The 23,948-nt window shown below is 49.8% G+C and carries 24 protein-coding genes and 3 riboswitches; of the genes, 17 read left to right on the top strand and 7 right to left on the bottom strand.

The features are described 5' to 3' along the window. Positions 1 to 5 precede the first annotated feature (5 nt). The 6 genes from B0X71_RS16605 (at position 6) to B0X71_RS16580 (ending at position 5,157) form a co-directional block, all read left to right on the top strand. Entirely contained in the window at positions 6 to 926 is a 921-nt protein-coding gene (locus tag B0X71_RS16605; protein WP_232336724.1) for an SDR family NAD(P)-dependent oxidoreductase, read from the top strand. A 15-nt stretch (positions 927 to 941) separates the two neighbouring features. Beyond that, positions 942 to 1,847, top strand: coding sequence for an SDR family NAD(P)-dependent oxidoreductase (locus tag B0X71_RS16600; RefSeq protein WP_077590470.1), 906 nt, complete (start codon positions 942 to 944; stop codon positions 1,845 to 1,847). Between the two features lie 128 nt (positions 1,848 to 1,975). Beyond that, the gene (locus B0X71_RS16595; RefSeq protein WP_077590469.1) at positions 1,976 to 2,599 is read left to right on the top strand and encodes a LysE family translocator; all 624 of its coding nucleotides are present in this window, start codon (positions 1,976 to 1,978) and stop codon (positions 2,597 to 2,599) included. Positions 2,600 to 2,735: 136 nt separating this feature from the next. Continuing rightward, positions 2,736 to 3,284, top strand: coding sequence for an O-acetyl-ADP-ribose deacetylase (locus B0X71_RS16590; protein WP_077590468.1), 549 nt, complete (start codon positions 2,736 to 2,738; stop codon positions 3,282 to 3,284). A 61-nt stretch (positions 3,285 to 3,345) separates the two neighbouring features. Then, positions 3,346 to 4,017 carry an HAD family hydrolase gene (locus tag B0X71_RS16585; protein ID WP_077590467.1) on the top strand — a complete coding sequence of 224 codons (672 nt, stop codon included), beginning with the start codon at positions 3,346 to 3,348 and terminating at the stop codon, positions 4,015 to 4,017. Between the two features lie 402 nt (positions 4,018 to 4,419). Beyond that, complete coding sequence (locus B0X71_RS16580; protein ID WP_077590466.1) at positions 4,420 to 5,157, top strand: glycerophosphodiester phosphodiesterase; 738 nt, start codon at positions 4,420 to 4,422, stop codon at positions 5,155 to 5,157. Between the two features lie 38 nt (positions 5,158 to 5,195). On the opposite strand, the gene B0X71_RS16575 is transcribed toward B0X71_RS16580, so the two are convergent. Beyond that, positions 5,196 to 5,726: a histidine phosphatase family protein gene (locus tag B0X71_RS16575; protein WP_077590465.1), complete on the bottom strand. Its 531-nt coding sequence runs from the start codon at positions 5,724 to 5,726 to the stop codon at positions 5,196 to 5,198. 182 nt (positions 5,727 to 5,908) lie between these two features. On the opposite strand from B0X71_RS16575, the gene B0X71_RS16570 reads away from it, so the two are divergent. The 3 genes from B0X71_RS16570 to B0X71_RS16560 all read left to right on the top strand — a co-directional run bounded on the left by B0X71_RS16570 (position 5,909) and on the right by B0X71_RS16560 (position 9,684). Next, positions 5,909 to 7,270 (top strand): DUF2254 domain-containing protein, encoded by a 1,362-nt coding sequence (locus B0X71_RS16570; protein ID WP_077590464.1) that lies wholly within the window; start codon positions 5,909 to 5,911, stop codon positions 7,268 to 7,270. A 299-nt stretch (positions 7,271 to 7,569) separates the two neighbouring features. Then, positions 7,570 to 8,910, top strand: coding sequence for a copper amine oxidase (locus B0X71_RS16565; RefSeq protein ID WP_077590463.1), 1,341 nt, complete (start codon positions 7,570 to 7,572; stop codon positions 8,908 to 8,910). A 60-nt stretch (positions 8,911 to 8,970) separates the two neighbouring features. Further along, on the top strand, positions 8,971 to 9,684 hold the full coding sequence (locus B0X71_RS16560) for a class F sortase (RefSeq protein ID WP_077590462.1): 714 nt from the start codon (positions 8,971 to 8,973) through the stop codon (positions 9,682 to 9,684). 148 nt (positions 9,685 to 9,832) lie between these two features. Here B0X71_RS16560 and B0X71_RS16555 read toward each other — a convergent pair whose 3' ends face one another. From B0X71_RS16555 to mtnW, 6 genes are all read right to left on the bottom strand, one after another. Next, on the bottom strand, positions 9,833 to 10,681 hold the full coding sequence (locus tag B0X71_RS16555) for a metallophosphoesterase family protein (RefSeq protein WP_077590461.1): 849 nt from the start codon (positions 10,679 to 10,681) through the stop codon (positions 9,833 to 9,835). A 120-nt stretch (positions 10,682 to 10,801) separates the two neighbouring features. Further along, complete coding sequence (locus tag B0X71_RS21045; protein WP_156889900.1) at positions 10,802 to 10,969, bottom strand: hypothetical protein; 168 nt, start codon at positions 10,967 to 10,969, stop codon at positions 10,802 to 10,804. Between the two features lie 173 nt (positions 10,970 to 11,142). Next, the gene (locus B0X71_RS16550) at positions 11,143 to 11,682 is read right to left on the bottom strand and encodes a 1,2-dihydroxy-3-keto-5-methylthiopentene dioxygenase (protein ID WP_077590460.1); all 540 of its coding nucleotides are present in this window, start codon (positions 11,680 to 11,682) and stop codon (positions 11,143 to 11,145) included. A gap of 18 nt (positions 11,683 to 11,700) precedes the next feature. Beyond that, entirely contained in the window at positions 11,701 to 12,315 is a 615-nt protein-coding gene (locus tag B0X71_RS16545; RefSeq protein WP_077590459.1) for a methylthioribulose 1-phosphate dehydratase, read from the bottom strand. Further along, complete coding sequence (locus B0X71_RS16540) at positions 12,312 to 12,977, bottom strand: 2-hydroxy-3-keto-5-methylthiopentenyl-1-phosphate phosphatase (RefSeq protein WP_077590458.1); 666 nt, start codon at positions 12,975 to 12,977, stop codon at positions 12,312 to 12,314. Before B0X71_RS16540 ends, B0X71_RS16545 begins: the two co-directional genes overlap by 4 nt. Before the next feature lie 5 nt (positions 12,978 to 12,982). Beyond that, on the bottom strand, positions 12,983 to 14,197 hold the full coding sequence (mtnW, locus tag B0X71_RS16535) for a 2,3-diketo-5-methylthiopentyl-1-phosphate enolase (RefSeq protein WP_077591052.1): 1,215 nt from the start codon (positions 14,195 to 14,197) through the stop codon (positions 12,983 to 12,985). Between the two features lie 68 nt (positions 14,198 to 14,265). After that, positions 14,266 to 14,372: riboswitch (SAM riboswitch) on the bottom strand. A 427-nt stretch (positions 14,373 to 14,799) separates the two neighbouring features. Beyond that, a riboswitch (SAM riboswitch) is annotated at positions 14,800 to 14,968 on the top strand. A 73-nt stretch (positions 14,969 to 15,041) separates the two neighbouring features. Here mtnW and mtnK point away from each other — a divergent pair. The 8 genes from mtnK to B0X71_RS16495 all read left to right on the top strand — a co-directional run bounded on the left by mtnK (position 15,042) and on the right by B0X71_RS16495 (position 23,944). Then, the gene (gene mtnK, locus B0X71_RS16530; protein ID WP_077590457.1) at positions 15,042 to 16,226 is read left to right on the top strand and encodes an S-methyl-5-thioribose kinase; all 1,185 of its coding nucleotides are present in this window, start codon (positions 15,042 to 15,044) and stop codon (positions 16,224 to 16,226) included. Further along, positions 16,226 to 17,284, top strand: coding sequence for an S-methyl-5-thioribose-1-phosphate isomerase (mtnA, locus tag B0X71_RS16525; protein ID WP_077590456.1), 1,059 nt, complete (start codon positions 16,226 to 16,228; stop codon positions 17,282 to 17,284). The genes mtnK and mtnA overlap by 1 nt, the downstream gene beginning before the upstream one ends. Further along, a complete protein-coding gene (locus B0X71_RS16520) occupies positions 17,285 to 18,364 on the top strand; it encodes a sugar ABC transporter substrate-binding protein (protein WP_077590455.1) in 1,080 nt (359 codons plus the stop codon). It abuts the gene before it with no gap. A gap of 64 nt (positions 18,365 to 18,428) precedes the next feature. Beyond that, positions 18,429 to 19,973, top strand: coding sequence for a sugar ABC transporter ATP-binding protein (locus tag B0X71_RS16515; RefSeq protein ID WP_077590454.1), 1,545 nt, complete (start codon positions 18,429 to 18,431; stop codon positions 19,971 to 19,973). After that, a complete protein-coding gene (locus B0X71_RS16510; RefSeq protein WP_077590453.1) occupies positions 19,909 to 20,934 on the top strand; it encodes an ABC transporter permease in 1,026 nt (341 codons plus the stop codon). The genes B0X71_RS16515 and B0X71_RS16510 overlap by 65 nt, the downstream gene beginning before the upstream one ends. Positions 20,935 to 21,076: 142 nt before the next feature. Continuing rightward, positions 21,077 to 21,724 carry a Yip1 family protein gene (locus B0X71_RS16505; protein ID WP_077590452.1) on the top strand — a complete coding sequence of 216 codons (648 nt, stop codon included), beginning with the start codon at positions 21,077 to 21,079 and terminating at the stop codon, positions 21,722 to 21,724. Positions 21,725 to 21,956: 232 nt separating this feature from the next. Next, positions 21,957 to 23,036 carry a GGDEF domain-containing protein gene (locus B0X71_RS16500; RefSeq protein WP_232336723.1) on the top strand — a complete coding sequence of 360 codons (1,080 nt, stop codon included), beginning with the start codon at positions 21,957 to 21,959 and terminating at the stop codon, positions 23,034 to 23,036. 95 nt (positions 23,037 to 23,131) lie between these two features. Then, positions 23,132 to 23,309: riboswitch (cobalamin riboswitch) on the top strand. A gap of 152 nt (positions 23,310 to 23,461) precedes the next feature. After that, positions 23,462 to 23,944: an acyl-CoA thioesterase gene (locus tag B0X71_RS16495; RefSeq protein WP_077590451.1), complete on the top strand. Its 483-nt coding sequence runs from the start codon at positions 23,462 to 23,464 to the stop codon at positions 23,942 to 23,944. Positions 23,945 to 23,948 lie beyond the last annotated feature (4 nt).

The following is a 23,948-nucleotide window of genomic DNA, read 5'->3' as shown; positions in this document are numbered from 1 at the left end:
TTCTTGTGTCAAACAGGAGATCCAGAGAAGGGCTGACGGTGGTCATCACCGGCGCATCGAGCGGATTCGGAAAAGGGATTGCTCTGCGGCTGGCGGAAGAAGGCGCGAATGTCGTACTGGCAGCGCGCAGAACGTATTTGATCGAGGGGATGGCGCAGGAAATCGGTCCGAACGCTATTGCAGTAACGACGGATGTCAGCAAGGAAGAAGACATGAGCCGATTAACTGAAACAGCGCTGTCCGCGTTTGGCCGGCTGGATGTGTGGATCAATAATGCGGGGCTCGGAGCACTTGGCTCATTCACTGAAATCCCGCTGCGTGATCAACTCCGCATGGTGGAGACGAATTTGTTCGGCATGATGATCGGCAGCCGCTGTGCGCTTCGCCACTTTAAGGAGACCCGGCACGGCACGCTCATCAATATGTCTTCATTCATTAGCAAAGTGCCGATGCCGTTCGGTGCCGTCTATAGCGCGACGAAACGCGGAATTGCAGGACTGACAGCCGGGCTTCATCAGGAAATGGAAGCGGAAGGCTATGATGATATTCATATCAGTTCGGTACACCCGTGGGTCACAGATACGCCGTGGACAACGCATGCCGGCAATTACACCGGCCATCAGATCGATGTGTGGCCAATGGATGATCCGGAAATCGTCATTGATACGGTGATCGGCCTGATCGGTGAACCGGCGGAAAGCGTGGAAGTCGGCATCAAATCGAAAGCCGTGGTGGCAGGCCACAATGTGGTGCCGGGATTCACCGACAGGATGACCGGCCTGATTCTGTGGGAATTGCTTCAGGCGGCACCGCCCGCAGAAAATACAGCGGGCAGCCTTCACGAAGCGATTCCGGAAGGTGTGGACGTTTCCGGCGGCAACCGGGACAGGAGACGGAAAGAAGATGCAGGGAAGAAGGATGACTAGACGGGAGGGAACAGAATGGCAGAGACAAAATCGCGCGACGGGCTGACCGTCGTCATCGCCGGGGCCTCGAGCGGCATCGGACGGGGCGTGACAGAACAGCTGATAAAAGAAGGGGCCAGCGTAATATTCGCAGCCCGCCGGACGGAAGTGATTGAAGACATGGCGGCCGAATTGGGTCCGAATGCAACAGCTGTGACAGCGGATGTCAGTAAGGAAGAAGATGTGGAGCGGCTGTACCGGACGGCGATGGACAAATTCGGCAAGATCGATGTGTGGATCAACAACGCGGCGATCGGACTGATCGGGCCTTACACGGAAGTGCCGGCAGAAGATATGCGGCGGGTCGTCGAAATCAACGTCTTCGGCATGGTGATCGGCAGCCATTTCGCCTTGCGCCAGTTCAAGGAACAGGGGTACGGGACGCTGATCAATACCGGATCGATCGCCAGCCGGATTCCGTTTCCGTACTATATGCCATACAGCGCGACGAAATTTGCAGTGACCGGACTGACAGAAGCGCTGCATGAGGAAATTGCGCTTGAAGGCTATGGCGATATCCATGTATGCACGCTGCATCCTTGGGCGACGGACACTCCCTGGTTCATCCATACCGGCAATTACACCGGCCACCGGGCACAGCTGAAACCGATGGACGGACCGGAAGTCGTGGTCGAGGTTCTGATTGGACTCATCGATAAGCCGCAGAAAAGCGTCGATGTGGAAACGAAAGTGTCAGGTACGGTCCTTTCACATAAATTCCTGCCGAAATCGACGGAAACTCTCAATGCCAAATATGTGCAGAAACTCATCCAGCAGGCACCGCCTGCCGGTCCGACGTCGGGGGCATTGCATGAACCGATGGCGGAAGGAACCGGCGTTTCAGGCGGGATCCGCGAACAAATGAAGGAACAAGATGAATGACTTGATATCAGACTGGGGGCAAGGTTAATCCGCCCTCTGTTTTTTTGCGGATTTTTCTTTTTCAGCAACGTGCATCCGGTGTTCTTCTGCTATAATGACTCCAACTCATTTTGAAAGGAAGCGGCGATATGGATCTGACATCGGTCATCTCATTCCTCGGAGCGGCGGTACTATTGACGCTTATGCCTGGACCCGATAATCTGTTCGTGCTGGCCCAGAGCATTGCGCAGGATAAAAAGGCGGGCATTGCGACGGCACTCGGGTTATGCAGTGGGCTTATTGCCCACATCACAGCGGCAGCCATCGGAATTTCCGCCATCGTCTATCAGTCGGCGGTTGCTTTTGCGATCGTGAAGTATGCAGGCGCCGCTTATTTGCTGTATCTTGCCTGTCAATCGTTCCGGGCGGGAGGCGGCAGCTTTGATCTAAAGGCCAGACGTGCGCTTGACTATCCGTCGCTGTATAAGCGGGGCGTCATCATGAACTTGCTGAATCCGAAAGTCTCGCTGTTTTTCCTGGCGCTTTTCCCGCAGTTCATCGATTACAGTGCAGGCAGCATCAGCCTGCAGATGATCGGCTATGGTTTTCTCTTCATTATCCAGGCACTTGTCATCTTTTCGCTGATCAGCGTTTTTGCAGGTGAAATCGGGCGGTTCTTGAACCGCAGTCCAGCGATGTCCAGAAAATTGAACGTCTTACAGGGAGCGCTTTTCACCTTGATCGGCATCAGCATTGCGTTCGGTGAAAAATGAACAAATCAGGAACAGTCAAGTTAAGGCTGTTCTTTTTTCATTTCAGTAAAGTGAAGACTGCCAGCACTCTTTCAGTTTTTCCGATTTCCGTTTCCGGGTAAGGTAACGAACAAGGAATAAGGAAAGGGGTAAGCATATGCAAATAGAGATAAACGGCAATGCATTGAAATTGATAACCGGCGATATTACGAAACAGGAAACCGAAGCGATTGTCAACGCCGCAAATGGCACCCTGCTCGGTGGCGGTGGAGTTGATGGTGCCATCCACCGGGCGGCAGGGCCGGAACTGCTCGCGGAATGCCGGCAAATCCGGCAGGAACAGCTGAACGGAGAGAAGCTGCCGACCGGGAAAGCGGTCATCACAAAAGGGTACAGGCTGCCGGCAAGCTTCGTGATTCATACGGTCGGTCCGGTGTGGAGCGGCAAAGAAGGGAAGGATAAGCTGCTTGCAGACTGCTACCGCAATTCGTTGCAGCTTGCGGCGGCGCATGGAATCCACAGCATTTCCTTCCCCTCAATTTCAACCGGGATTTACCGGTTTCCCATTGACCGGGCAGCGACTGTGGCGCTCTCAACGATCGTTGAATTTCTGGATAGCCGGGAATTCGGCGAAGTGGTGATGACCCTGTTTTCTCAAAGTGATTATGAGGTGTATGAGGCTGCGCTGAAAAAGCTTATGGACTGACGCTGCAACTTCTGCCAGAGATTATGCATTATTGATTATCGACAGGAGAGTGGGAAACGGCATGATAAAAGGAGTCGTATTTGATTTTGACGGGCTGATTATCGATACGGAAGTGGCATGGTTTGAAGCATACAAAGAGGTAGTGGCTTCCTATGGAGCGGACTTGCCGCTTGCCCGTTTTGCGGAATGCGTCGGCACGACCGATGACGTGCTCTATGGAGTTTTCCGGGAATTGATCGGCAACAGGGCCGGATTTGAAGAGATTGAAGCGCAGGCTGCCCGGCTGGTCGATGAAAAGATGAAAAATCCGGTCGCCCGTGAAGGCGTGGCGGACTATTTAGCAGAGGCAAAGCGGCAAGGTTACCGGGTTGCGCTGGCAACGAGTTCTTCCAGGGCCTGGGCGACGCATTTCCTGACAGCACTCGGCTTGATGTCATACTTTGAGGTACTGGTGACCCGGGATGATGTCGAACGAGTGAAGCCGGCGCCGGAATTGTATGTAAAAGCAGTTGAAGCGCTGGGGCTGCAGTCGGAGCAGGCGATTGCATTCGAAGACTCGGTGAATGGCTGTAAGGCGGCAGTGAGTGCCGGCTTGGATTGTGTGATTGTGCCGAGTGTGGTGACGGCTGACCTGCCGTTCGAAGGGTATGTTCTCCGGCTGAATTCGATGGCTGAGAGGAGTTTCAGTGATGTAATTGATGAACTCAAAGAACGAGCAAATCCGAACTGGTGATCAGAGCAGTTATCCGGTGCGGATAGCTGTTTTTTGTTATACCAATCTATTCAGCAGGACTGAAGCCGGAGGCGATTTTTTTCTGATTTGGAGGAGCTTGAAGCAAAAGCAACTGGCTTTTAGCAAGAACCCAGTCCTGTTATAAACACAAGGGAAGAGCGGAGAACGGAAAAGCTGGCAGTCCACACGGCAGAAAGGTAATTTCGTTTGAAATTTCCTCTTTTCAACCGTTGATTTCTATTGTACTATTGGTTTTCATATGTATCGTTGTATGGATTTCGTCTCCGGACAAGGTTCAACGCGCCGTCATAAAATCTTTACAATTCGTACATATGCAATTAACAAACAGTGATTATAATAGGCAGTGGAAAGAAACCTTTAACTAATGAGAGGGGAACTGTTGTGGAGACGCTGATGGCTCATCGCGGCTGGTCAGGAATTGCACCGGAAAACACATTAAGTTCAATTAAACTGGCATTGGAAGAACCGAAGATCCATGCGATTGAAATCGATATTCAACTGACGAAGGACGGCGTTCCGATTGTCTTTCATGATAAAATACTCGACCGCACTACGAACGGAACCGGTGCGCTGAAAAATAAAACACTGGCTGAACTGAAAGCGCTCGATGCAGGCAGCTGGTTTGATGAGCAATTTGCAGGGGAGGAAATCCCGACGCTGGAAGAAGTGCTGCAGCTCGTAAACGGACAAAAACCGCTGTACATCGAGCTGAAGCAAGTGGGCGATTTGTACCTCGGGCTCGAGCTGAAGACAATTGAACTGATTCGGCGATATGGTCTCGAAGACCAATGCAGTCTTATTTCATTTGATCATAAAAGCCTCCAGACCTGCATGAAAATCGCACCTGAAATCAGCCGGACACTTGTCATGATGGGGTCTCCACTTCTCCTGGCAGAGCAGGTGAATGAAATCCAGGCGACGTCCGTGTCCATGTATGCGGAATACATTGATCAGCTGATGATTGACAGCCTTGTGCGCAATGGCACGGAAATTGTCATCTGGACAGTGGACGATCCGGCGGAAGCTGACCGGATCGCTTCATATGGCGCCGATGTTCTCTTCACATCCAATCGCCCTGACCAGCTTTGGACACGGGAAGCCGCGATGGTTCAGGTATAACTATAAAACAATGGTCCGGCAAAACTGCCGGGCCTTTTCTATTCCCAGATTCTTTTCACGTGATAATTGCCGTCTTTTACGTTCACTTCGTACACGTCGGGGTGCGACAGTCCGATCCATTCCTTGAATCCTGCCACGCCGTCGATCTGTTTCAGCATCAGGCCCATTATATTGCCATGGATGCATAGAACAGTTCCGTTCGGCGCCTCTTTAAAAACCTCCATTGCGCCGGCTGTCAAATCGTCGATCGATTTGCCGCCGGTCATTTCCAATTCTCTGTTTTGAATTGACTCTTTAATCCGCACAAACCACTCTTTCATATTCCCCGACTTCAACCACTGTTCAGCCAGCCGCTCATCGGTCTGTAAAGGAAGGCCGAGATGATTGGCCAGCGGTTCGACGGATTGCACAGCTCGCGTATAGGGGCTGGAAAGAATGCACTTGATGCCCCGGTCATTAAAAAAATGCACAAGTTGAAAAGCTTGTTCTTTTCCTTCTTCAGTCAGTTCAGCCGATGGTTCCTGGCCTGCAGCTGCACAATGCCTGAGCAAATACACGGTTTTATCCATTTTTCCTCACTTCCCTTCTTCAGCCTCGTTTGCTATATAGCGTACAATGCCATGAAGCATCGTTCAAGGCGGCGATTATTCAAACAGGTTCCATGTAACGAAAATAATCTTATTCTGTCTGTTGGCGGGGTATACAGAAATTATCGGACAGCTGCGAAAATAACAGAAGGGGGAGTCCGCCTATGCCAGCCAAATTCTTGCCGCGGGAAATCAGAAAGTACTTTCTGATGCCTAAACGGCAGCGGAAATATGAATTGCGCATGTCTCTTTGGCGTGTGCCGTTGATATATGTCATTGCAGCCATCGTGCTGGCGATCACCACATTGTTTATCGATCTGGGGCTCAATATTGCCTTGCCGACCGGTTTTATCGTCTTCAGCTTCAGTACAACCCAGCTGCTGGTAAGCACATTGATCGGCTCGCTATTGCTGCTCGCTGCTTACACATTGAATATCCTGCTTGTCGTATTGACTACATTCAGCGGGCAGTTTTCACCCCGCATGCTGCAGGATTTTGTATCGACCCGGCAGCTGCAGAATTTCGTCGGCGTCTTCAACGGCAGTTTCGTCTATGTGCTGGTTATCCTGCTGTTCATGAATAATTTCCAGCAGGAAGAGTTTGTTCTTGTCCCCCTTACGACGGTGCTCGTCATGTTCATCGCAGCGATCAATTTCCTTTTCTTCATCAACCATGCCATCTATTGGATGCAGGTACATAATGTAACGGGAAATATGCGGAAGATCTCTGAGGACATCATTCGGAAATCCCTGACTGAAGATATGGAAAAACTGAAAACGGAACATCCCGGAGATTTAAAAGAGGAATACCGCCAGCAGGAAAAGACAGTAAAAGCGGCGGATGCCGGATACATTCAGCTTGTGGATTTTCCGGGAATTGTAGAAAAAGCCCGCAATGATGATATCGTCATTGCGCTCCATAAACGGATCGGTGATTTCATACTGAGTGGGAATTCACTGTTTTCCTACTGGGGACCGGGGGCTGACAAAGTGGACGAAGAAGCGTATAAGCACTTCATCTTGTTTGGCAATAAGGAGACGGAAATTCAGGATAATTACGCAGCGATGAGCAAACTGGCGGAGATCGCAATCAAAGCCATGGCGAATGGAGATCCCCGTTCCGCCATCAATGCCATTTATCAATTGGCCTATCTTATGCAGACAATTGATGAATACATCACATTCACTCCTTATTTGGCTGATGAAGACGAACAAGTCCGGATCATCACGCGGGAGCAGCGATTCGAGGAGTCACTTTACAGAGGATTCGGCTTGATCCGTCATTATGCTAAAGGGGATTTGCCGATCATTGTGGAAATCGTGTCTGCTCTTCAGATGCTTGCCCAATCATCTGAATCGGTCCGTCATACGGATATTTGGCGCTTCGTGGAAAATACAGTCGAAAATGTGCCGGAAGCCATCATCTATGATATCGACAAGCGGCTGCTTCTCGGAAAACTGGAGACATTAGCAAAAGTGACAGGAAATGAAGAAAGGTTCGATAATCTGAAGAAGGCAATAGAATAGAAATATTTACTGCAGCCAGCATGAAAATGACAACTGAAGAGGGTTTATTAATTGCAGTTGAAAAAGAGGTAAGGTGCTTTGCTTAATCCTCCCACTGGTCAGTATATATTAATTATTGTACAAGAGTCTGGGCGTTGAATTACAAGGCAATGACATTTTTAACATACAAATTAAAAGTTTATCAAAAAATTCAGGGGGTACTTTAATCTTGTAAGCGGTAGCACTGATTTCCAACCTGTCGCCTTAGTTATACATAATGGGAAAGCAGAAGCTATCAAAAAAATCAGGGAGGTTTTTTGATGAAGCTTAAGAACATTGCAGTGGCACTGATGAGTCTGGTTCTATTGGTGCCGATCGGCGGCGGAGCAGTACTTGCAGACAATCACCAGGACAGTGAGCCGGAAGTAGACACAGCGGCCGTTGATTTCAGAGCCAGCACGGATCACCTTTTTTCCGAGCATGCATACTTGATCATTACAGCGATGCGTAAAGCATATAACGGAGATCCGGATGCGGCGGAAGCATTGGAAGCCGTGTATCAGAACGGCTATGATATCCAGGCAGCCATCACTAAGTTGTATGGTGAAGAGGCAGGGGAAACGTTCATCAAAAACTGGACGGATCATATCGGATACTTTATGGAATATGCGGAAGCGGTAGCAAATGATAATGAAGAAGAAAGACAGAAAGCATTCAACAATCTGCAGGAATACACATATATTTCCGGTGAATTCCAGGAACGGCTGACAAATGGCCGTGTGACAGAAGAGACAGTAGTAAAAGTGCTGACCACACATATCAATCAGGTTACAGGAAGCTATGATGCTTATGTAGCTGAAGACTATGAAGAAGCATACACGATTCAAAGTGAAGCGATGGAACACCTGGTGAATACGGTGAGTAAGTCGCTTTCTAAAGCTTATACGGATCAATTTGCTGACATGTTCAATCACACCGAAGCAGTGACAGATGCAGCAAATCTGCGGACAGACTTCAATTTCCTGCTGGCCGAGCATTTTGCACTTCTGCAGCAGGCGATGCAGAACAATTATGATGACGCTCCTGGCTTCGAAGCCAACCGTGAATTGCTGAATGCAAACACAGAACAGCTTGCAGCAGCCATCGCTTCGATCTACGGAGAAGAAGCTGGAGAAAAGTTCTATGATATCTGGAGCAACCACATCATGTACTTCATGGAGTATGTGGAAGCAGTAGCCAATGATAATCCGGAAGAAAAAGAAGCAGCACTGAAACAATTGGAACAGTACCGGGAAGATTTCTCCCAGTTCATCAGTGTAGCAACAAATGACCGTGTGGAAGCAGAAACGCTTTCCCAAGGGTTACAGGTACACGTAGAACAGGCACTTGGCACATTCAACAGCTATGTGGAAGGTGAATACGAAGAGACATGGACCATTGCACGTGAAGGCTATGCGCATATGTTCATGCCAGCCAAACTGCTGAGCTCTGCAATTGTCCAGCAGTTCCCGGAAATGTTCGACGATATGCCGGGCATGCCTGAAACCGGTATGGGCGGCACAGCTGATTCAAACAATCTGAACTGGATCCTGTGGACATTGCCGGTACTGGCTCTTGCTGGCATCACAGTATTCACAAGAAGAAAGCAAGTTCAGGAATAGCTTCATGAATGCAGAGGGGAGAACGTTTCCCCTCTTTTTTCTACATAAGGGGTGAACTGCATGCGCGGAATCGTGAAAAAAGGTTTCCTTATCTACTTTCTGTTTCTTCTGACGACCATCAATGATAACCCCGGCTTTGCTACAGAGCCGATTTCTGCAGAAAACGGGACAGGTGTGGTAACTGAAAGGATAGTGGCAAACAAACCTGCAAAGCAGCCTGCACTTCCTGAAGCGGAAGAAACAGTACAGGAAATAAGGACTGAAGTTCCGGGCAAGCCTGCAGTTGAACCTGCTGTATCTTCGGCTGAAACTGATGCGGAACTTATCGGCATTACTCCGGCATTGATCGAGATCCCGGCAATCGGTGAAAGTGCCGAAGTGATTGAAGTTGGAGTAACCAGTGAAGGTGCAATGGAAGCCCCGGCGAATATTTATCAAATCGGCTGGTACGCGCCCGGCGCAATGCCCGGCAGTGCAGGGAATGCCGTCATGGCAGGGCACGTTGATGGCATGACGAGCCCCGGCACTTTCTATAACCTGAAAAAGCTGAAGCCGGGTGATGAAATCCATATCACAGGAACAGAAGGGCAGGCCCTGACATTTATCGTCACGGAAACGGCCGCCTATGCACCGGAAGAGGCACCGCTTGAGAAAATTTTCGGCGCCAGTCCGGAATCCCATCTGAACTTGATCACTTGTACAGGACCATTTAATGAAGCCACCGGTCATTATGAAGAGCGGCTGGTCGTCTATGCCGATTTGCTCAAACAGTGAGAAAAAACACTTATACTTTTGCATAGTGAATATCGGTGAGAAATGCTGAGAAGGAGATATCTGAAGAATCGTTAAGCAATGAAAACAATGAAAAGAACCCAGCGGCCATTCGCTGGGTTCTCTTTGTCTTTCATCAAATTGCGTGGTTTTATTCCGCGACAGCCGTCGGAACCAGAGGAATCACGTGCCGGACATCCCTTTCTGTTCCTGCGAAATTCCGGTTCAGCAGAAAATAAGGGATGGAATTCCCGATAATCTGCGCTTTTGCTTTCAGAAGCGGATCCGATACATCGACGAAATCGATAATGATTTCAGAATCGGTGACTTCAATGGTCCGCACGGCCTGTTCATCCAGCACAGCAGCTAGCTGGAGAAACGTCCATTGTCCTTTTTGCACGATGGAATTGCAGTGGTTATGCCCATTGACATACAGGCCGATCCCTTTCTTTTTGCTTAACACGTCCCAAATGGGGATATCCGGATGAATGCACCGCTTGTCTTTTTCAGACCGGGCGGTTGTTCCGTTGGGCGGGTGATGGGCAAAGAGAATCAATGGGCGCTCCCCGGATTGTTCGATGACCGTTTCCAGCCATGACAATTGCTGGACATCGAGCGTTCCGCCCCAATCCTTAAAATCTTTTTCCCTGGCGGTATCAATGAATGCCAATACGGCCTGTTCTGTCGAAATGACATAGGAGCGGTCCTGTTCCGTGATGGCCAGCACTTCATTCCGCGTTAGTGAATACATATCATGGTTGCCAAGGACATGCATGAACCGTTTATCGTATTTTCGGAGAAGCGCATACACATCATTCAATTCTTCCGCCGAGCCGATATTGGTCAAGTCACCAATGGATACATACAAATTTGCAGGTATGGAGAAAAACCGACCGATGAACGTTTCAAAAAATTCACGATGATCCTTTCGGATAAACTCAATCGCCTCATGCAGTTCCGGATAATGCAGATCACCAGTCACGGCAATTTTCATATTCATTTCCGTCTCCCTTCATTCTGTGTTCAGTTTCAGTATAAAGGGAGAATGTTAGGCTGGTTTTAAGATAGTATGTTTAATTGTAAATTCGAGCACTTTACAATAGTCGATTTCGGTTGCTTTTCAAAACCCGCTCAGAATCGAATGGATGGCTTTTCCCGTTCCTCTCAGCAGAGATAAAACCAGGTGAAATGGCCATAACACCACATCAGGGGCTATTGCTGAAAACAATTCTGATCGCGCGCCGCTGCCCAACCGGTCTTTTCTTCGTTGATCATCGGATCGTGTCATATAATTTCACTCCTTCCTGTACGTTATCAATGAATTAGGGGGTTAATTAGTAATAATACGAATCGGAAGAGAAAAGGTGTCATATTTTTAAGTATTTTTAAGGAGGGGGAATAGGAGAGGGATTTTGGCACATAAGAAGGATCCGGCTCACTGAACCGGATCCCATTATTCGACTATCCTTGCACGCTTTCCTGTTCGTCCTGATACACTGGCACCCAGCCTTCAGTTGTTACGAAGATGCGGACGGCAACGACTTTGCGGTCATCAGCGAGTGTGAAGTAATGCGTGATGTTCGGCGGCACGGAAATGAGATCGCCTGGATCCAGGTGGACTTCAAAGAATTTCTCATCTTTGCCCTGGATGATGAATACGCCGTGGCCGCTGACGATATAACGCACTTCATCATCCGTATGAATGTGCTTGCGCTGGAAGTTCTTCAGCAGTTCGTCGAGCTTCGGATTCGAGTCCGACAGCGAAATGACATCTGCCGCTTTATAGCCGCGGCGCTCGGAAATGTCATTGATTTCCGGACGGAATGCTTCCAAGATCTGTTCTTTTTCTTCATCATTCAAATCGAATTTTTCACGGAGATTATCCGGAAGTTTATTGATGTCCCAGTGCTCATAAATGACTTCCTGCTGGGCAAGGAACGTCGCGACGTTGTGCTGTTCATTGATTGTTTCGTTTGTTTCCTGGAGTTTGATGATTGCCATAGTGAATCTTCCTCTCTTTTATCGTTTATATTGGTGTAAAGTCAATTGATACTGAAATAAAAACTCGCTTGCTTCCAACAGCTTCGCTGCTTCAAATCCGCTGCGGCCCCAGACTGTGATGCCATGGTTACGGATGAGCACAGCACCGAAATCAGCGTTCACGTGCTGCTTGAACTCTTCGGCCAGCGTCGGAATATGCGCCGGGTTCGGAATGACGGGAATGGTGAGCACATCGTCTTCTTCCCACAGGCCGAACGCCTTGATGAGTTCCTGGCCTTTGAATCCGATTTTCCCGGCATCCCCGTATAATTCAGAGATCACGTTGTTCGCCACCGTGTGCACATGGAGGCTGCAGCTAGCATCCGTCTGACCATAAACCGCGCAATGCAGTAGCGTTTCCGCTGATGGTTTCAATTGCGTTTCGTCAATCGGCTGGCCGTCCGCGTCGACGAGCAGGAAGTCCTCCGCCGTCCGTTTCTTTTTGTCCTTGCCGCTGGCGGTGACCAGGAATTGGAGCGGCTCATCGTTCACTTTGATGGCGAGGTTGCCGCTTGTGCCCATGAACCAGTCGCGGGCGGCAAGTTCGTCTTTGATGTCTGCAAGTTCCGTCCAACGCTCTTCCACAATACTCATACACGGACACCGAGCTTCCGCTCCAGAATGTCCGTCACATCATGGAAGGTTTCGAACGGCTCATACGGGATGCCGAGCTCTTTGCATTTCTCAATCAGGAAATCGCGGGCGATGACAAGATCCGCGCCTTTGGCTGCCTGGAGATCCGTAATCGAGTCCCCGATGACGATGCTGAACGTATCCTCATCTGAAAGCTGCCGGATGACCGTCGGTTTGCATAATCCGCAGCCTTGGCTTTTGCATTGTTCATCACAGCCGTGCGGAAAGCGGATGCGGATGCAATCATCAGAGAAATCCGCTTCATTGCAATAAATGCCGGCGAACGGCCCGTATGGTTCGAGGAGCGGCCGGACGAAAAAGTCGATGCCGCCACTCGTAATATACAGCGGGATATCGGCCCGGTCGGCAAAAGCGACGAAATCAGCGAAACCTTCGCGGATTTCCGCTGCATCCAATACATAAGAAATGATTTCATCTTTCTTTGATGAAGGCAGCAGGGAGAACATCTCCGCTACACCATCACGTATTGTAATGCTTTGGTTTAAAATGCCTTCCTTGATCGGTTCCCATTCCGGCGGTGCGAATTCCTTCATGATGTTCATGATATTGTCGCGGTCCGTGACTGTTCCATCGAAATCGCAGAAAATGATTGGTTTTTTCACATTGTTCACCCCCATAACTTGAGCGCCGTTTTTAATTCGTCATGGGATGCCGCCGCTTCCTCAAGCGAAGTGCCGGCGAGTACGGCATCGACGGCCTGACGGAACGCCCGTCCGCCGCCTGCAGCGCCATCCGGATGTCCATGGACACCGCCACCTGCGTTAATGATGCTGTCGGTGCCGAAATCCTCAAACAGAAGCGGGACGAGGCCCGGGTGGATGCCGGCTGATGGAACCGGGAATGTCCGTTTTAACGGGCTGTCGGATACGAGTTCCCGGCCGAGCGCCAGTGCAGCGTTCTTCTCAAGTGCAACACTGCCGTAAGGAGAAGGGAACAGGGAAAAGTCCGCACCTGCAATGCGGGTCAGTTTGCCGAGCGCAAGTTCCGTCGCCACACCGTAAAAAGGCGAAGACGTGAATGCGCCGCTGAATGCGGGATGCGCCATGAGCGGCAATCCGACTTCCGCGTCTTCCGCAAGTTCCTGCAGCACATCCAGCCCGTAGGCATGGACGTTGAACAGCAGCGCGTCCGCGCCGAGTTCCCGTGCTTTGCGGGCCTTATCGCGGAGTCCGGATGTGCGGCCGGTCAGATTGGCTGCGTACAATGTCCGGTGGCCGGTTTCTTTATACACCTGTTCCAGCACCTCTTTCCCCCGCACGATCCGTTCTTCAAATGGGGTCTGCGGGTTATCGAATAAAATCTCATCATCTTTCACGAGATCCACGCCGCCAAGCGCCTGCTGGCGGAGCTGGTCGGCAAGATAACCGAGATCGCGGCCGATGACACCTTTGAAAATGCTCATGACGAGCGGCCGGTCATGGACGCCGAGCTTTTCCCGGATTCCTTCGATGCCGAACCGCGGACCCGGGAAACGGGCGAGTAATTCTTCATCGAAAATAAGATCCAGCAATTTCACTTCGCCGTCGAGCGATAATTTCCCGAACACAGTCGTCAGGATCGCCGGCAGATCCGCCGAAAAATTGGCCGCCGGGTAACGGATTTCCACTTCCGCCCGGATCAATTCCGGTTTTAACGGGTGAGGGGAGTCACCGAATTCCGTGACGGACTCCACGGTTCCTTTATGCTGCTTCAGCTGTTCCTGTTCAAGCTGCGGCAGGTCAGTCCAAGATCCGACCGTGAGACCAAGAGCAATGCCTTCCGCTTTCTTCCCGAATGATCCAGGCCGCCCGTACAGTTGATAGCGGGCTGTCAATCCACTCATAAATTCACTCTCCAGTTCCTGTAACAAATAAAAAACCTCTTCCTAAGAAGAGGTTATCGGATACCATCTTCTTATTTGTCAGCCGTCGCTTGAAGGCTGCAAGAATTAGCACCGTGTCAATCGACCGGTTGCCGGGCTTCGTAGGGCTTGTCCCTCCGCCTGCTCTGAATAAGAATAACGTATTTAGTTTTTTTAGAAATTATGCTGATTATTTCATGGGATCTTAATTCTGTCAAATGAAAAACGAAGATGCCATCAATAGTGCTTACAAGGATGCCGGCTGGCTGAAGAAGTAACAGAAGACCAATTCCTGACTGAATGGAAGCGGCTTCCATTTAACTGGTGGAACTCGGCGCCTAATTAGTGGAACTCAATGCTAAATTAGTGGAACTCAATGCCGAATTAGCGGAACTCAGCGTCCAATTAGTGGAACTCGAAAAAAAGCGAAAAATTAAGCGATATTCTGAAAGGATAAATCTATAATTTACCGCTTTGTAATAAGCCAGACAATTAAGAACTATTTCTTTGAAAAGTTGTTGCACTTTATTTTGAATCATGATAGGATTCATGTCAGACTTTAATAACTTTATAAATTATCAGCACTCTTATCAAGAGCAGGCGGAGGGTAAAATGGCCCGATGAAGCCCAGCAACCGACCATAATACCGTTGTGAAACGGGGCGCGTTAAGATTTTGCGCCGGAATGGACAAATCCATTCCGCAAGGCACGGTGCTAATTCCACTGGAAAGAAACTTTTCCAGAAGATGAGAGGCGGGAATCCGATTATTCTGCGCCTCTTTCCGAAGAGGCGCTTTTATTTTTTTCAGGGAAGGATTGAGTACAGATGGCGGTTACAGAAACGGCGAATTACACCCCATTGACAGAACAAACGGCAGTCGAGCTTGCCGCTCAGCTAGATTTCTTTCCGAAAGGAGCGGCACTTTCAAGCCGGGAAATCGGCGATGGCAATCTCAATTACGTCTTTCACATAACAGACGAAACCGGCAAAGGCCTTATCATTAAACAGGCATTGCCGTATGCAAAAGTGGTCGGTGAAAGCTGGCCGCTGACACTGAAACGGGCAAAGATTGAAGCAAATGCACTGAAAAAGCACGGGGAATACGTGCCGCATCTAGTACCGGAAGTATACGCAACCGACGAAGCGCTGGCATACACGGTCATGGAAGACCTGTCGCATCTTACCGTTGCACGGGCTGGCCTGATCGCTGGTGAGACGTATCCGAAACTGTCGGATGACATTGGCGAGTACTTGGCGCAGACGCTGTTCCATACCTCGGATTTCGGACTTCATCCATTCGACAAAAAACGGCTTGCTGCCGAATTCTCCAATCCGGAATTATGCAAAATTACAGAAGACCTGATTTTTACAGATCCTTTCTTCAATAATGAAACCAATGATTTCGAAGAAGCGCTCACTGCTGATGCCGAAGCAATCTGGAACAACAAGGCATTGCAACTGGAAGCGGCGAAACTGAAACAGAGCTTTCTGACTGAAGCAGAAGCTTTGCTGCACGGCGATCTTCACACAGGCAGTATTTTTGCAAGCAAAGATGAAACGAAAGTCATCGACCCGGAATTTGCATTTTATGGTCCGATCGGTTTTGACGTCGGCCTCTTCCTCGCGAATCTTGTGTTCCAGTCGATCACGCGCGGAGAAGAAGGCCGGGATGTGATCACAGACCATATCCGGAATACATGGGACGTCTTTTCTTCCCGGTTTTCAGAGCTATGGGAACAGGAAAACCAAAGTGCATTTAAAGATACAACGGGTTACAGAGAAACCGTGCTGGAAAAAATCTTCCGGGATTCCGTCGGCTTTGCCGGCGCTGAGCTGATTCGCCGGACAATCGGTCTGGCACATGTCAGCGACCTTGACGGCATTGAAGACGATGAAGAGCGAATTGCACGGAAGCGGCAGGCATTGCGGACAGGTGAAGCGTTCATTCTGAAGCGGGCAGAACTTACGTCCATCGATGACGTACTGTCACTGATCGGGGCGCTGCGCTGATGCAAGTACCGGTATCCATCGAATGGAAAGACGGGCAGCTTACGATTTTGGATCAGCAGAAACTGCCGCATATCATTGAATTTATCGACCTTACAACCATTGAAGAAGTATTTGATGCCATCCTTTCCCTGAAAGTGCGGGGCGCACCGGCGATCGGTATTACGGCTGCCTACGGCTTAGCGCTTGCAGCGGAGAGTCATGATACAGATGAGCTTGACGCCTTTGAAGCGTATGTGCGAAAGGATGCCGATTACCTGGCAAGCTCCCGGCCGACGGCAGTCAATCTGGCTTGGGCGCTTGAACGGCTGCTCAGCACATTGCCGTGTGCAGCGTCAGTGGCTGATGCGAAACAGCAGTTATTCAGGGAAGCGGAAGCAATCAGGGCAGAAGACGAGGCGGCTTGCCGGCAGATCGGAGAGCATGGCCTGGAACTGCTGGAAAATAAGATGCGAGTTATGACAATCTGCAACGCCGGGTCGATCGCCACTGCAAAATACGGAACAGCCCTTGCTCCGTTCCATCTCGGCAGCGAACGCGGGAAGAAATTTGACGTATATGCCTGCGAGACCCGCCCGGTTTATCAGGGCGCCCGGCTGACAGTATGGGAATTGCAGCAGTCAGGGGTCGATGTAACACTCATCACCGACAGCATGGCTGCTCATACAATTGGCGCAAAGGACATTGAAGCGATCATTGTCGGCGCCGACCGGGTTGCAGCGAATGGCGACACGGCGAATAAAATCGGTACACTGAACCTTGCATTGCTCGCTCACACGTTCGGCATTCCATTTTATGTAGCCGCTCCTGTTTCAACATTCGATTTGTCAATTGACAGCGGAAAAGATATTCCGATAGAAGAGCGCAAAGCTGAGGAAATCACTCATTTCGGTGATGTGCCGGTCGCACCGGCCGGAACGAATGTGTATAACCCGGCGTTCGACGTAACGCCTTCCAAATACATCACCGCCATCATCACGGAAAAAGGCGTCATCGAACCGGATTTCCACCAAAATATTGCCGGCCTGCTTACAGCGGCTGCCGGAAAAGGAGAACAATAAATGAAAAAAGAGAAATTATGGGTATTGGCAACGCTGCTTGTTATCGGCTTTTTGCTTGCAGGCTGCCAGCCAAAAGGCGCTGTGACAGAAGAAGCCGTATCCGATGCCGCCACTGAAGTATCCGACCACCCGCTCGTAGGTAAAGAAATCGCCCTTATTATGCAGATCAACCTCGGCACATTCTCGGCTCAGTACATTGAAGGCGTCAAAGAACAAGTGGAAGCGTTCGGCGGTGAAGTAACCGTATTTACTTCTGACGGGGACCTGGCCAAAATGGCATCGAACCTGGATGCCGCAGTTAATCAGGGGTTTGACGGAATCCTGATCGATCACGGTACGAAAGAAGCCCTTAATCAGGGCGTTGAAAAAGCGCTGGATGCTGAAATCCCGGTCGTCGCATTCGATACGGGAATTGAAGTCGACGGTGTGACAGTACTCCGTCAGGGCGATCAGCAGATGGCTGAACTGACCCTTAACAAATTAGCGGAAGATGCAGGCGGTGAAGCGAACATCGTGAAAATCTGGGTTGCCGGTTTTGCTCCGATGGAACGCCGCCAAGTGGCTTACGAAGAATTCATGAACAATAACGAAGGCATCAACGAAGTGGCGGCATTCGGTGCTGCAACAGACAATACGGCCCTTGATACACAGGCACAGATGGAAGCGATCCTGAAGCAGTACCCGAACGAAGGGGACATCACAGCTGTATGGGCTTCATGGGATGAATTCGCGAAAGGCGCCGTCCGTGCGATTGAGCAGGCAGGCAGAACGGATATTAAAGTATACGGAATTGACATGAGCGACGAAGATCTGCAGATGATGCAGACTGAAGGCAGCCCGTGGGTTGCCTCGGCTGCAGTGGACCCGAAAGACATCGGCCGCATTCAGGTGAGGTATTTGTACCAGAAGCTTGCCGGTGAAGAAACAGAAGCGGAAGTTGTCCTGGAACCGGTATTCGTGGAAGCTGAAAATCTGCCGGAAGAGCAGATTACAACAGATCAGCTGAGCGAGTACATTGAAGGATGGGGCGCAAGCGAACAAGGTTATACGGATGAGCTCCGTGAACTGGAAGGCCTATAAAAAATAAATGTGGAGCTGTCTTCAGTAATGGGGGCAGCTTCTTTCTCAGAAAGAGGGGACAGCAATGGCGAACCCTTTGCTTGAAATGAATGGCATCGAAAAAACGTTCGGCAATGCGCGGGCGCTGAATGGCGCAGAATTCAACCTGGAAAAAGGCGAAGTCCATGCCCTGCTTGGTGTAAATGGTGCAGGCAAGAGCACGCTCATCAAAATTCTGTCAGGGGTCTACGGACAGGACCGCGGGACAATCACACTGGACGGCAGTGACGTAAACTTCCGTTCGCCGAAAGCAGCGAAAGAACACGGCATTTATACAGTTTACCAGGAAGTGGATACAGCCATCGTGGCGGATTTATCTGTGGCGGAAAATATCCTGCTGGATACTTTTTCAGAAGGCGGCGGACTGTTCATTTCAAAGCCGAAACAATATGCGCGGGCAGAAGCCGCGCTCAAGGAGCTGCATTCGGAGTTTATCGACGTGCGGGAACCGGCGTTCAAGCTGTCACTTGCAGAGAAACAGCTCGTCCTGGTTGCCCGGGCCCTCGTCCATTCAGCCAAACTCATTATTTTTGATGAACCGACGGCTCCTCTTTCATCCCATGAATCGGAAAAACTGTTCGCGGTCATCGATAAATTGAAAAAGGAAGGCGTCGGCTGTGTGTTCATTTCACACCGGCTGCCGGAAGTGTTTGAGATCAGTGACCGCATCACCGTGATGCGGGAAGGGAAGACAGTGGAGACATTTGGGGCAGCGACGGCAAGTTCTGAGGCAGTTATCGAAGCGATGCTCGGTGAAGCGCTGAAGAACGAACTGGAAGGGCGTCTGCATCCGATCGGTGATACCCTCCTTCAAGTGGACGGTCTCCGGGACGGCAATAAACTGAAGAATGTTTCGCTGACTGTGGCGGAAGGTGAAATCATCGGTGTTGTCGGCTTGGTCGGGGCCGGGAAGACGGAACTCGCCAAAGCGCTGTTTGGTCACGCCGAACATGTGGACGGAACGGTCACGCTGAAGGGAAAACGCATGAAGCTCAGTCATCCGAAAGACGCCATTCAGGCAGGAATGGCACTCGTGCCTGAAGAACGGCGCAAGGAAGGGCTGTTCGTGGAGGAATCATTAAAAACAAACGCTTCATTTCCGAATCTGAAACGGTTTGCCCCCCGGCTGTTCATGAACCGCCGGGCAGAAAAAAGATTTGCGGAAGATATTATCGACCGTTTAAAAATCAAAACGCGTGATACCGAAACGCCCCTTGTCCACTTAAGCGGAGGAAATCAGCAGAAAGTAGCCATTGGCAAATGGATGTCGCTCGATTCACTGCTGTATTTGTTCGATGAACCGACAAAAGGAGTCGACATCGGCGCGAAGGTTGATATTTTCAAGGAGATTCGGGGCATTGCGGCGGATGGCCGGGGCTGTCTGTACTTCACCAGTGAAATGCATGAGGCGCTCGGAATCGCCGATCGGATCTATGTGATGTATGACGGTCAGATCGTGAAGGAGTTTTCACGGGAAGAAGCGACCCAGGAAAGGATTTTACTTTATGCAAGTGGCGGAAAAGAAGAGCGTGACAAACACAAAAGAGCGGACAGTTCAGTATCTGTATAAATACGGGGCAATCGCCCTGCTCGTTTTAATCATCCTTTATTTCAGTTCAGTCAGCGGCGCATTCTTTACTTATAATAATTTCGCAGATATTTTGCGGTCGATTTCAATCGTTACTGTGCTGGCACTCGGTGTAACATTCACGCTCACGGTCGGCGGATTCGATTTATCGGTCGGTTCAACCATGTCGCTTGCCACTGTCGTGTCCGCTTCACTCATGGTGTGGTACGAATTACCGCTTTGGGCGGTCATCCTGCTGCCGATTGCGGTGGGGGTACTCGTCGGGCTGTTCAATGCATTTCTGATCGTAGTGGTTGGCATACCGGACCTTCTCGCAACACTCGGTACGATGTACGTTGTCGCAGGACTTCACCGGACGTATACAGAAGGGTATTCCATTTATAACAATATGCCGCTGACCTCAGGCGCGACGGCACCCGGGACGATTTCGGAAGCATTTCTGTGGATCGGCCAGGGTGCTCTGCTCGGTCTCCCGGCGCCGGTCTGGATCATGCTCGTGCTGGTGGCGATCAGCTATATTGTGCTGAACCACACCCGGTGGGGCCGCATTCTGTACATGACCGGCGGCAATGCAGAAGCGGCAACGCTATCAGGTGTTAACGTGAAGAAAGTGAAACTCTCGGCTTATGTCATCTCCGGTATATTTGCAGCGATTGCCGGTCTCCTCTTCACAGCGCGTGTCGGATCCGGTCAGATCGATGCCGGCGCACCGCTTATGATGGAAGCCGTCGCAGCGGCATTCGTCGGCTACTCGGTGCTCGGCATCGGGAAGCCTAATGCCATTGGTACATTCTTCGGGGCGGCGGTCATCGGCATCCTGCTGAATGGACTGACAATTCAGAACCTCCCGTATTACGCGTTTGATATCATCAAAGGCGCAGTCTTAGTGGCAGCACTTGCCGTAACTTATATTTACGCAAAAAATAAGTTTAAGCGAGCATGAAGAAGACCCGGCGGCTGCCGGGTTTTTTATCATTTCACTGTACGATGTGGAAAAAAAGCGCAGAACCGGGTATCCCTGAAATAATCGGCCAAGTCATCGTGGGATCTGCTAAAATAGAAATAAAAGTAAGGACGTGCGTAATATGGAAGAAACAAAGTATCATGATGACTTGAATCCGTTCACTGCTATCTGGCTCCGGCCAAGGGAGATAACCCGCTATGTCATCGAAGAAAAATCAAGTGGTTATATCTGGCTGCTTATTGCCCTGACCGGTATTGCCGCTTCGTTGGGGAATATGTCGGCTCCAGGTACAGGTGAAAGCATTCCTGGCTGGGGAGCAATTATTCTGGCGATTATTTTTGGGCCGGTTGCGGGCATTATCGGCGCCGCTTTTGCAGCGGGCGTTTTTTTGTGGATCGGGAAATTATTTCAGGGTACAGGCACGTATTCGGAGCTGTTCCGTGCGGTGGCGGCTGCCGGAATTCCGCAGATCTGGCTGCTGCCCCTGCTGTTTATCTGGATGCTTCTGTCGCCTGAGACGTTTTTCTGGCAGGTGGGGTATGAGCCGTTAAGCGGAGGACAGAATATATTTTGGATGATCACCTTTTTGATTTCTGCGGTTGTGGGGATCTGGGGCTTTGTCATCCAGTGTTTGGGCGTGGCAGAAGCCCATCGGTTCAGCGGATGGAAGGGCTTCTTTACAGTCCTCCTCCCACTCGTGCTGTTTGTGTTGTTTATCATTCTGATTTTCATTCTGCTGATCGGCATGAGCGGATTTTCATCTTATTAATTTTTGCCACTTCTATATATGGAACTGATCAATGCTGAGGGGCTGTCCCGGAAGGTCATGAATCATGATCTGTTCGGGCAGCCCTTTTTTATTTGCGGAAATCAGCGGCTGTTTATTTCCGGGACAGGGATAGAAGACAGGAAAAATAACCCCATTCCATCGATTTCACATATAGACTTATGAACCATTTTTGCTACACTTAAATCATGATGTATTTACTGGGAGATAACGCATGATTGCTATTTTAAACTCTTTTTTCGCAAATATAACGCTGATCATATCCTTTGTATTTGTTTTTTTAAAGACAAAAGAATATTTAGTCGGAAAGGAAAAAATGATTTCCCGTCAGATCTGGATTGTTCCACTTGTCCTCAGTCTGCTAAGTGTTGCAGTCATGTTCCACCCGCTGGAGCACAATGGAATTTTGTTCGATCTGAGAGGAATTCCGTTATTTCTCATCTCTTACATGTTTGGCTGGCGGCTCGGTCTGATAGCCATCATCATTCCCTCGGTTCTCAGGTTCTATTTTGGCGGTCCGACAGTCGAAGAAGGTATTATGCTTGGAATCCTGATGCCTTATATTGTGGGGGCATTGTTTCACCGGAAAGCTTTCTATACGCCGCCGTTCACCATTATTCGGTTCAGGCATATGCTGATGGCTTTTGCTGTAAATGAAGTACTCCGGGTTTCTCTTATGGTGCTCGGCACAGCTGCTGAAGTACGGATTCTGGCTGCACTGGTTGTATTTGAATTGGCAGGTATCGTTTGCATTGCGCTTATGATGAATGAGTCGAGCCAGAAAATGCTGACTGTGAAAAAATTGGAGCGTTTATCCAGAATGGACAGTAAGACGAATTTGTATAATCTAGCGTATTTCGAGCAGAAAGTGAAGAATCTTGCTTCGCATAACGAATCCTATGTTATTGCGATGTTTGATATCGATTATTTTAAACAATTTAATGATACACACGGTCATCCGGCAGGAGATGCAGTGCTGCAGACAATCAGCCGGATTTTGAGTGAAAATATGCGGAAAGAAGATGTATATGCCCGGTATGGCGGGGAGGAGTTCATCCTCTGCTTTTCAGATGTGGAAAGCCTGGAGATGGCAGCAGTGATTGCCGAACGGCTCCGGGAACAGGTGGAAGCCCAAGTGTTTGATGGCGAACGAACACAGCCGGACGGGCGACTGACGATTTCCATTGGTTTGAGCGGCGTCATTAACGGCAAAACACTTGATGAAGCGATTGAAGAGGCAGATCAGGCCCTGTATCGGGCAAAACACGCCGGGCGGAATCAAGTGGCAGTATGAAAAATTGCAAGAAAGGCTTGTCAGCTGCAATGTATTAAGTTATAGTTTGTTATATACAATATTTAGATGATTAGTATTGTTTTACTACTACATATAGTAATGCCAGTAAGAACGGTGCCTGATAAGGCCTAAGAGGGAATCCGGTGAAAAACCGGAGCTGTCCCCGCAACTGTAAGTGCTGACGAACTGTGTAATCCACTGTCTGATAAGACGGGAAGGGCACAGGGAGGATGACGCATGAGCCAGGAGACCTGCCGTTTTTATAGCTTGCACGCTTCTTCGGGAATTGAGAGGCTGCAGCGCGGGTACGTTGGATGAAGCGGGTCTCTTCCTGTTTTATTCAATTGATATTGCGCTGACAGACCCCATCCTTGGGAAGGATGGGGTCTTTTTGCTATCCCGGAGATTGAAGGAAGGAGCAGCAGATGAAAAAACAAGTATCTGCAAGTGATTCAAGAACAGCGCAGACTAAACTGGTGCTGCCGCCCGACACGAATCATATGGGAACGATTTTCGGTGGTACTGTGCTTTCCTATATTGACGAAATTGCTGCGATTGCCGCAATGAAACACAGCAGGAATGTGGTAGTGACCGCTTCAATTGATACAGTAAATTTTTTTTCGTCCGCCAAGGTAGGGGACATACTAAGCCTGGAGGCCGTTGTTGTTTCAACTGGCAGGACTTCGATGGAAGTATACGTGAGAGTGGAATGCCAGAACATGGAGACCAGCGGGAAAACGCTCACGACAACAGCGCTCCTGACAATGGTCGCAATAGGCGCAGATGGGAAACCGACGCCGGTCGCACGGGTATCGCCTGAAACAGAAGAGGAACAGCGGCTGTCCCAAAGTGCTCAGGCCAGAAAAGAATGGCGACTTAAAATCAATGAATACGCAGAGGAGATGTGAGCTT

Origin of the sequence: Planococcus lenghuensis, from assembly GCF_001999905.1 — a bacterium.
GTDB classification, from domain to species: domain Bacteria; phylum Bacillota; class Bacilli; order Bacillales_A; family Planococcaceae; genus Indiicoccus; species Indiicoccus lenghuensis.
Note: the sequence above shows the minus strand (reverse complement) of the source record. Positions and strands in the feature narration are given on the sequence as shown.

What these genes read in the sequence shown, in the direction of transcription:
- B0X71_RS16600 (WP_077590470.1), top strand. Translation starts at nt 942, where the DNA reads ATGGCAGAGACAAAATCGCGCGACGGGCTGACCGTCGTCATCGCCGGG.
- B0X71_RS16595 (WP_077590469.1), top strand. Translation starts at nt 1,976, where the DNA reads ATGGATCTGACATCGGTCATCTCATTCCTCGGAGCGGCGGTACTATTG.
- B0X71_RS16590 (WP_077590468.1), top strand. Translation starts at nt 2,736, where the DNA reads ATGCAAATAGAGATAAACGGCAATGCATTGAAATTGATAACCGGCGAT.
- B0X71_RS16585 (WP_077590467.1), top strand. Translation starts at nt 3,346, where the DNA reads ATGATAAAAGGAGTCGTATTTGATTTTGACGGGCTGATTATCGATACG.
- B0X71_RS16575 (WP_077590465.1), bottom strand. Translation starts at nt 5,726, where the DNA reads ATGGATAAAACCGTGTATTTGCTCAGGCATTGTGCAGCTGCAGGCCAG.
- B0X71_RS16570 (WP_077590464.1), top strand. Translation starts at nt 5,909, where the DNA reads ATGCCAGCCAAATTCTTGCCGCGGGAAATCAGAAAGTACTTTCTGATG.
- B0X71_RS16565 (WP_077590463.1), top strand. Translation starts at nt 7,570, where the DNA reads ATGAAGCTTAAGAACATTGCAGTGGCACTGATGAGTCTGGTTCTATTG.
- B0X71_RS16560 (WP_077590462.1), top strand. Translation starts at nt 8,971, where the DNA reads ATGCGCGGAATCGTGAAAAAAGGTTTCCTTATCTACTTTCTGTTTCTT.
- B0X71_RS16555 (WP_077590461.1), bottom strand. Translation starts at nt 10,681, where the DNA reads ATGAATATGAAAATTGCCGTGACTGGTGATCTGCATTATCCGGAACTG.
- B0X71_RS21045 (WP_156889900.1), bottom strand. Translation starts at nt 10,969, where the DNA reads ATGACACGATCCGATGATCAACGAAGAAAAGACCGGTTGGGCAGCGGC.
- B0X71_RS16550 (WP_077590460.1), bottom strand. Translation starts at nt 11,682, where the DNA reads ATGGCAATCATCAAACTCCAGGAAACAAACGAAACAATCAATGAACAG.
- B0X71_RS16545 (WP_077590459.1), bottom strand. Translation starts at nt 12,315, where the DNA reads ATGAGTATTGTGGAAGAGCGTTGGACGGAACTTGCAGACATCAAAGAC.
- mtnW (WP_077591052.1), bottom strand. Translation starts at nt 14,197, where the DNA reads ATGAGTGGATTGACAGCCCGCTATCAACTGTACGGGCGGCCTGGATCA.
- mtnK (WP_077590457.1), top strand. Translation starts at nt 15,042, where the DNA reads ATGGCGGTTACAGAAACGGCGAATTACACCCCATTGACAGAACAAACG.
- mtnA (WP_077590456.1), top strand. Translation starts at nt 16,226, where the DNA reads ATGCAAGTACCGGTATCCATCGAATGGAAAGACGGGCAGCTTACGATT.
- B0X71_RS16520 (WP_077590455.1), top strand. Translation starts at nt 17,285, where the DNA reads ATGAAAAAAGAGAAATTATGGGTATTGGCAACGCTGCTTGTTATCGGC.
- B0X71_RS16515 (WP_077590454.1), top strand. Translation starts at nt 18,429, where the DNA reads ATGGCGAACCCTTTGCTTGAAATGAATGGCATCGAAAAAACGTTCGGC.
- B0X71_RS16510 (WP_077590453.1), top strand. Translation starts at nt 19,909, where the DNA reads ATGCAAGTGGCGGAAAAGAAGAGCGTGACAAACACAAAAGAGCGGACA.
- B0X71_RS16505 (WP_077590452.1), top strand. Translation starts at nt 21,077, where the DNA reads ATGGAAGAAACAAAGTATCATGATGACTTGAATCCGTTCACTGCTATC.
- B0X71_RS16500 (WP_232336723.1), top strand. Translation starts at nt 21,957, where the DNA reads ATGATTGCTATTTTAAACTCTTTTTTCGCAAATATAACGCTGATCATA.
- B0X71_RS16495 (WP_077590451.1), top strand. Translation starts at nt 23,462, where the DNA reads ATGAAAAAACAAGTATCTGCAAGTGATTCAAGAACAGCGCAGACTAAA.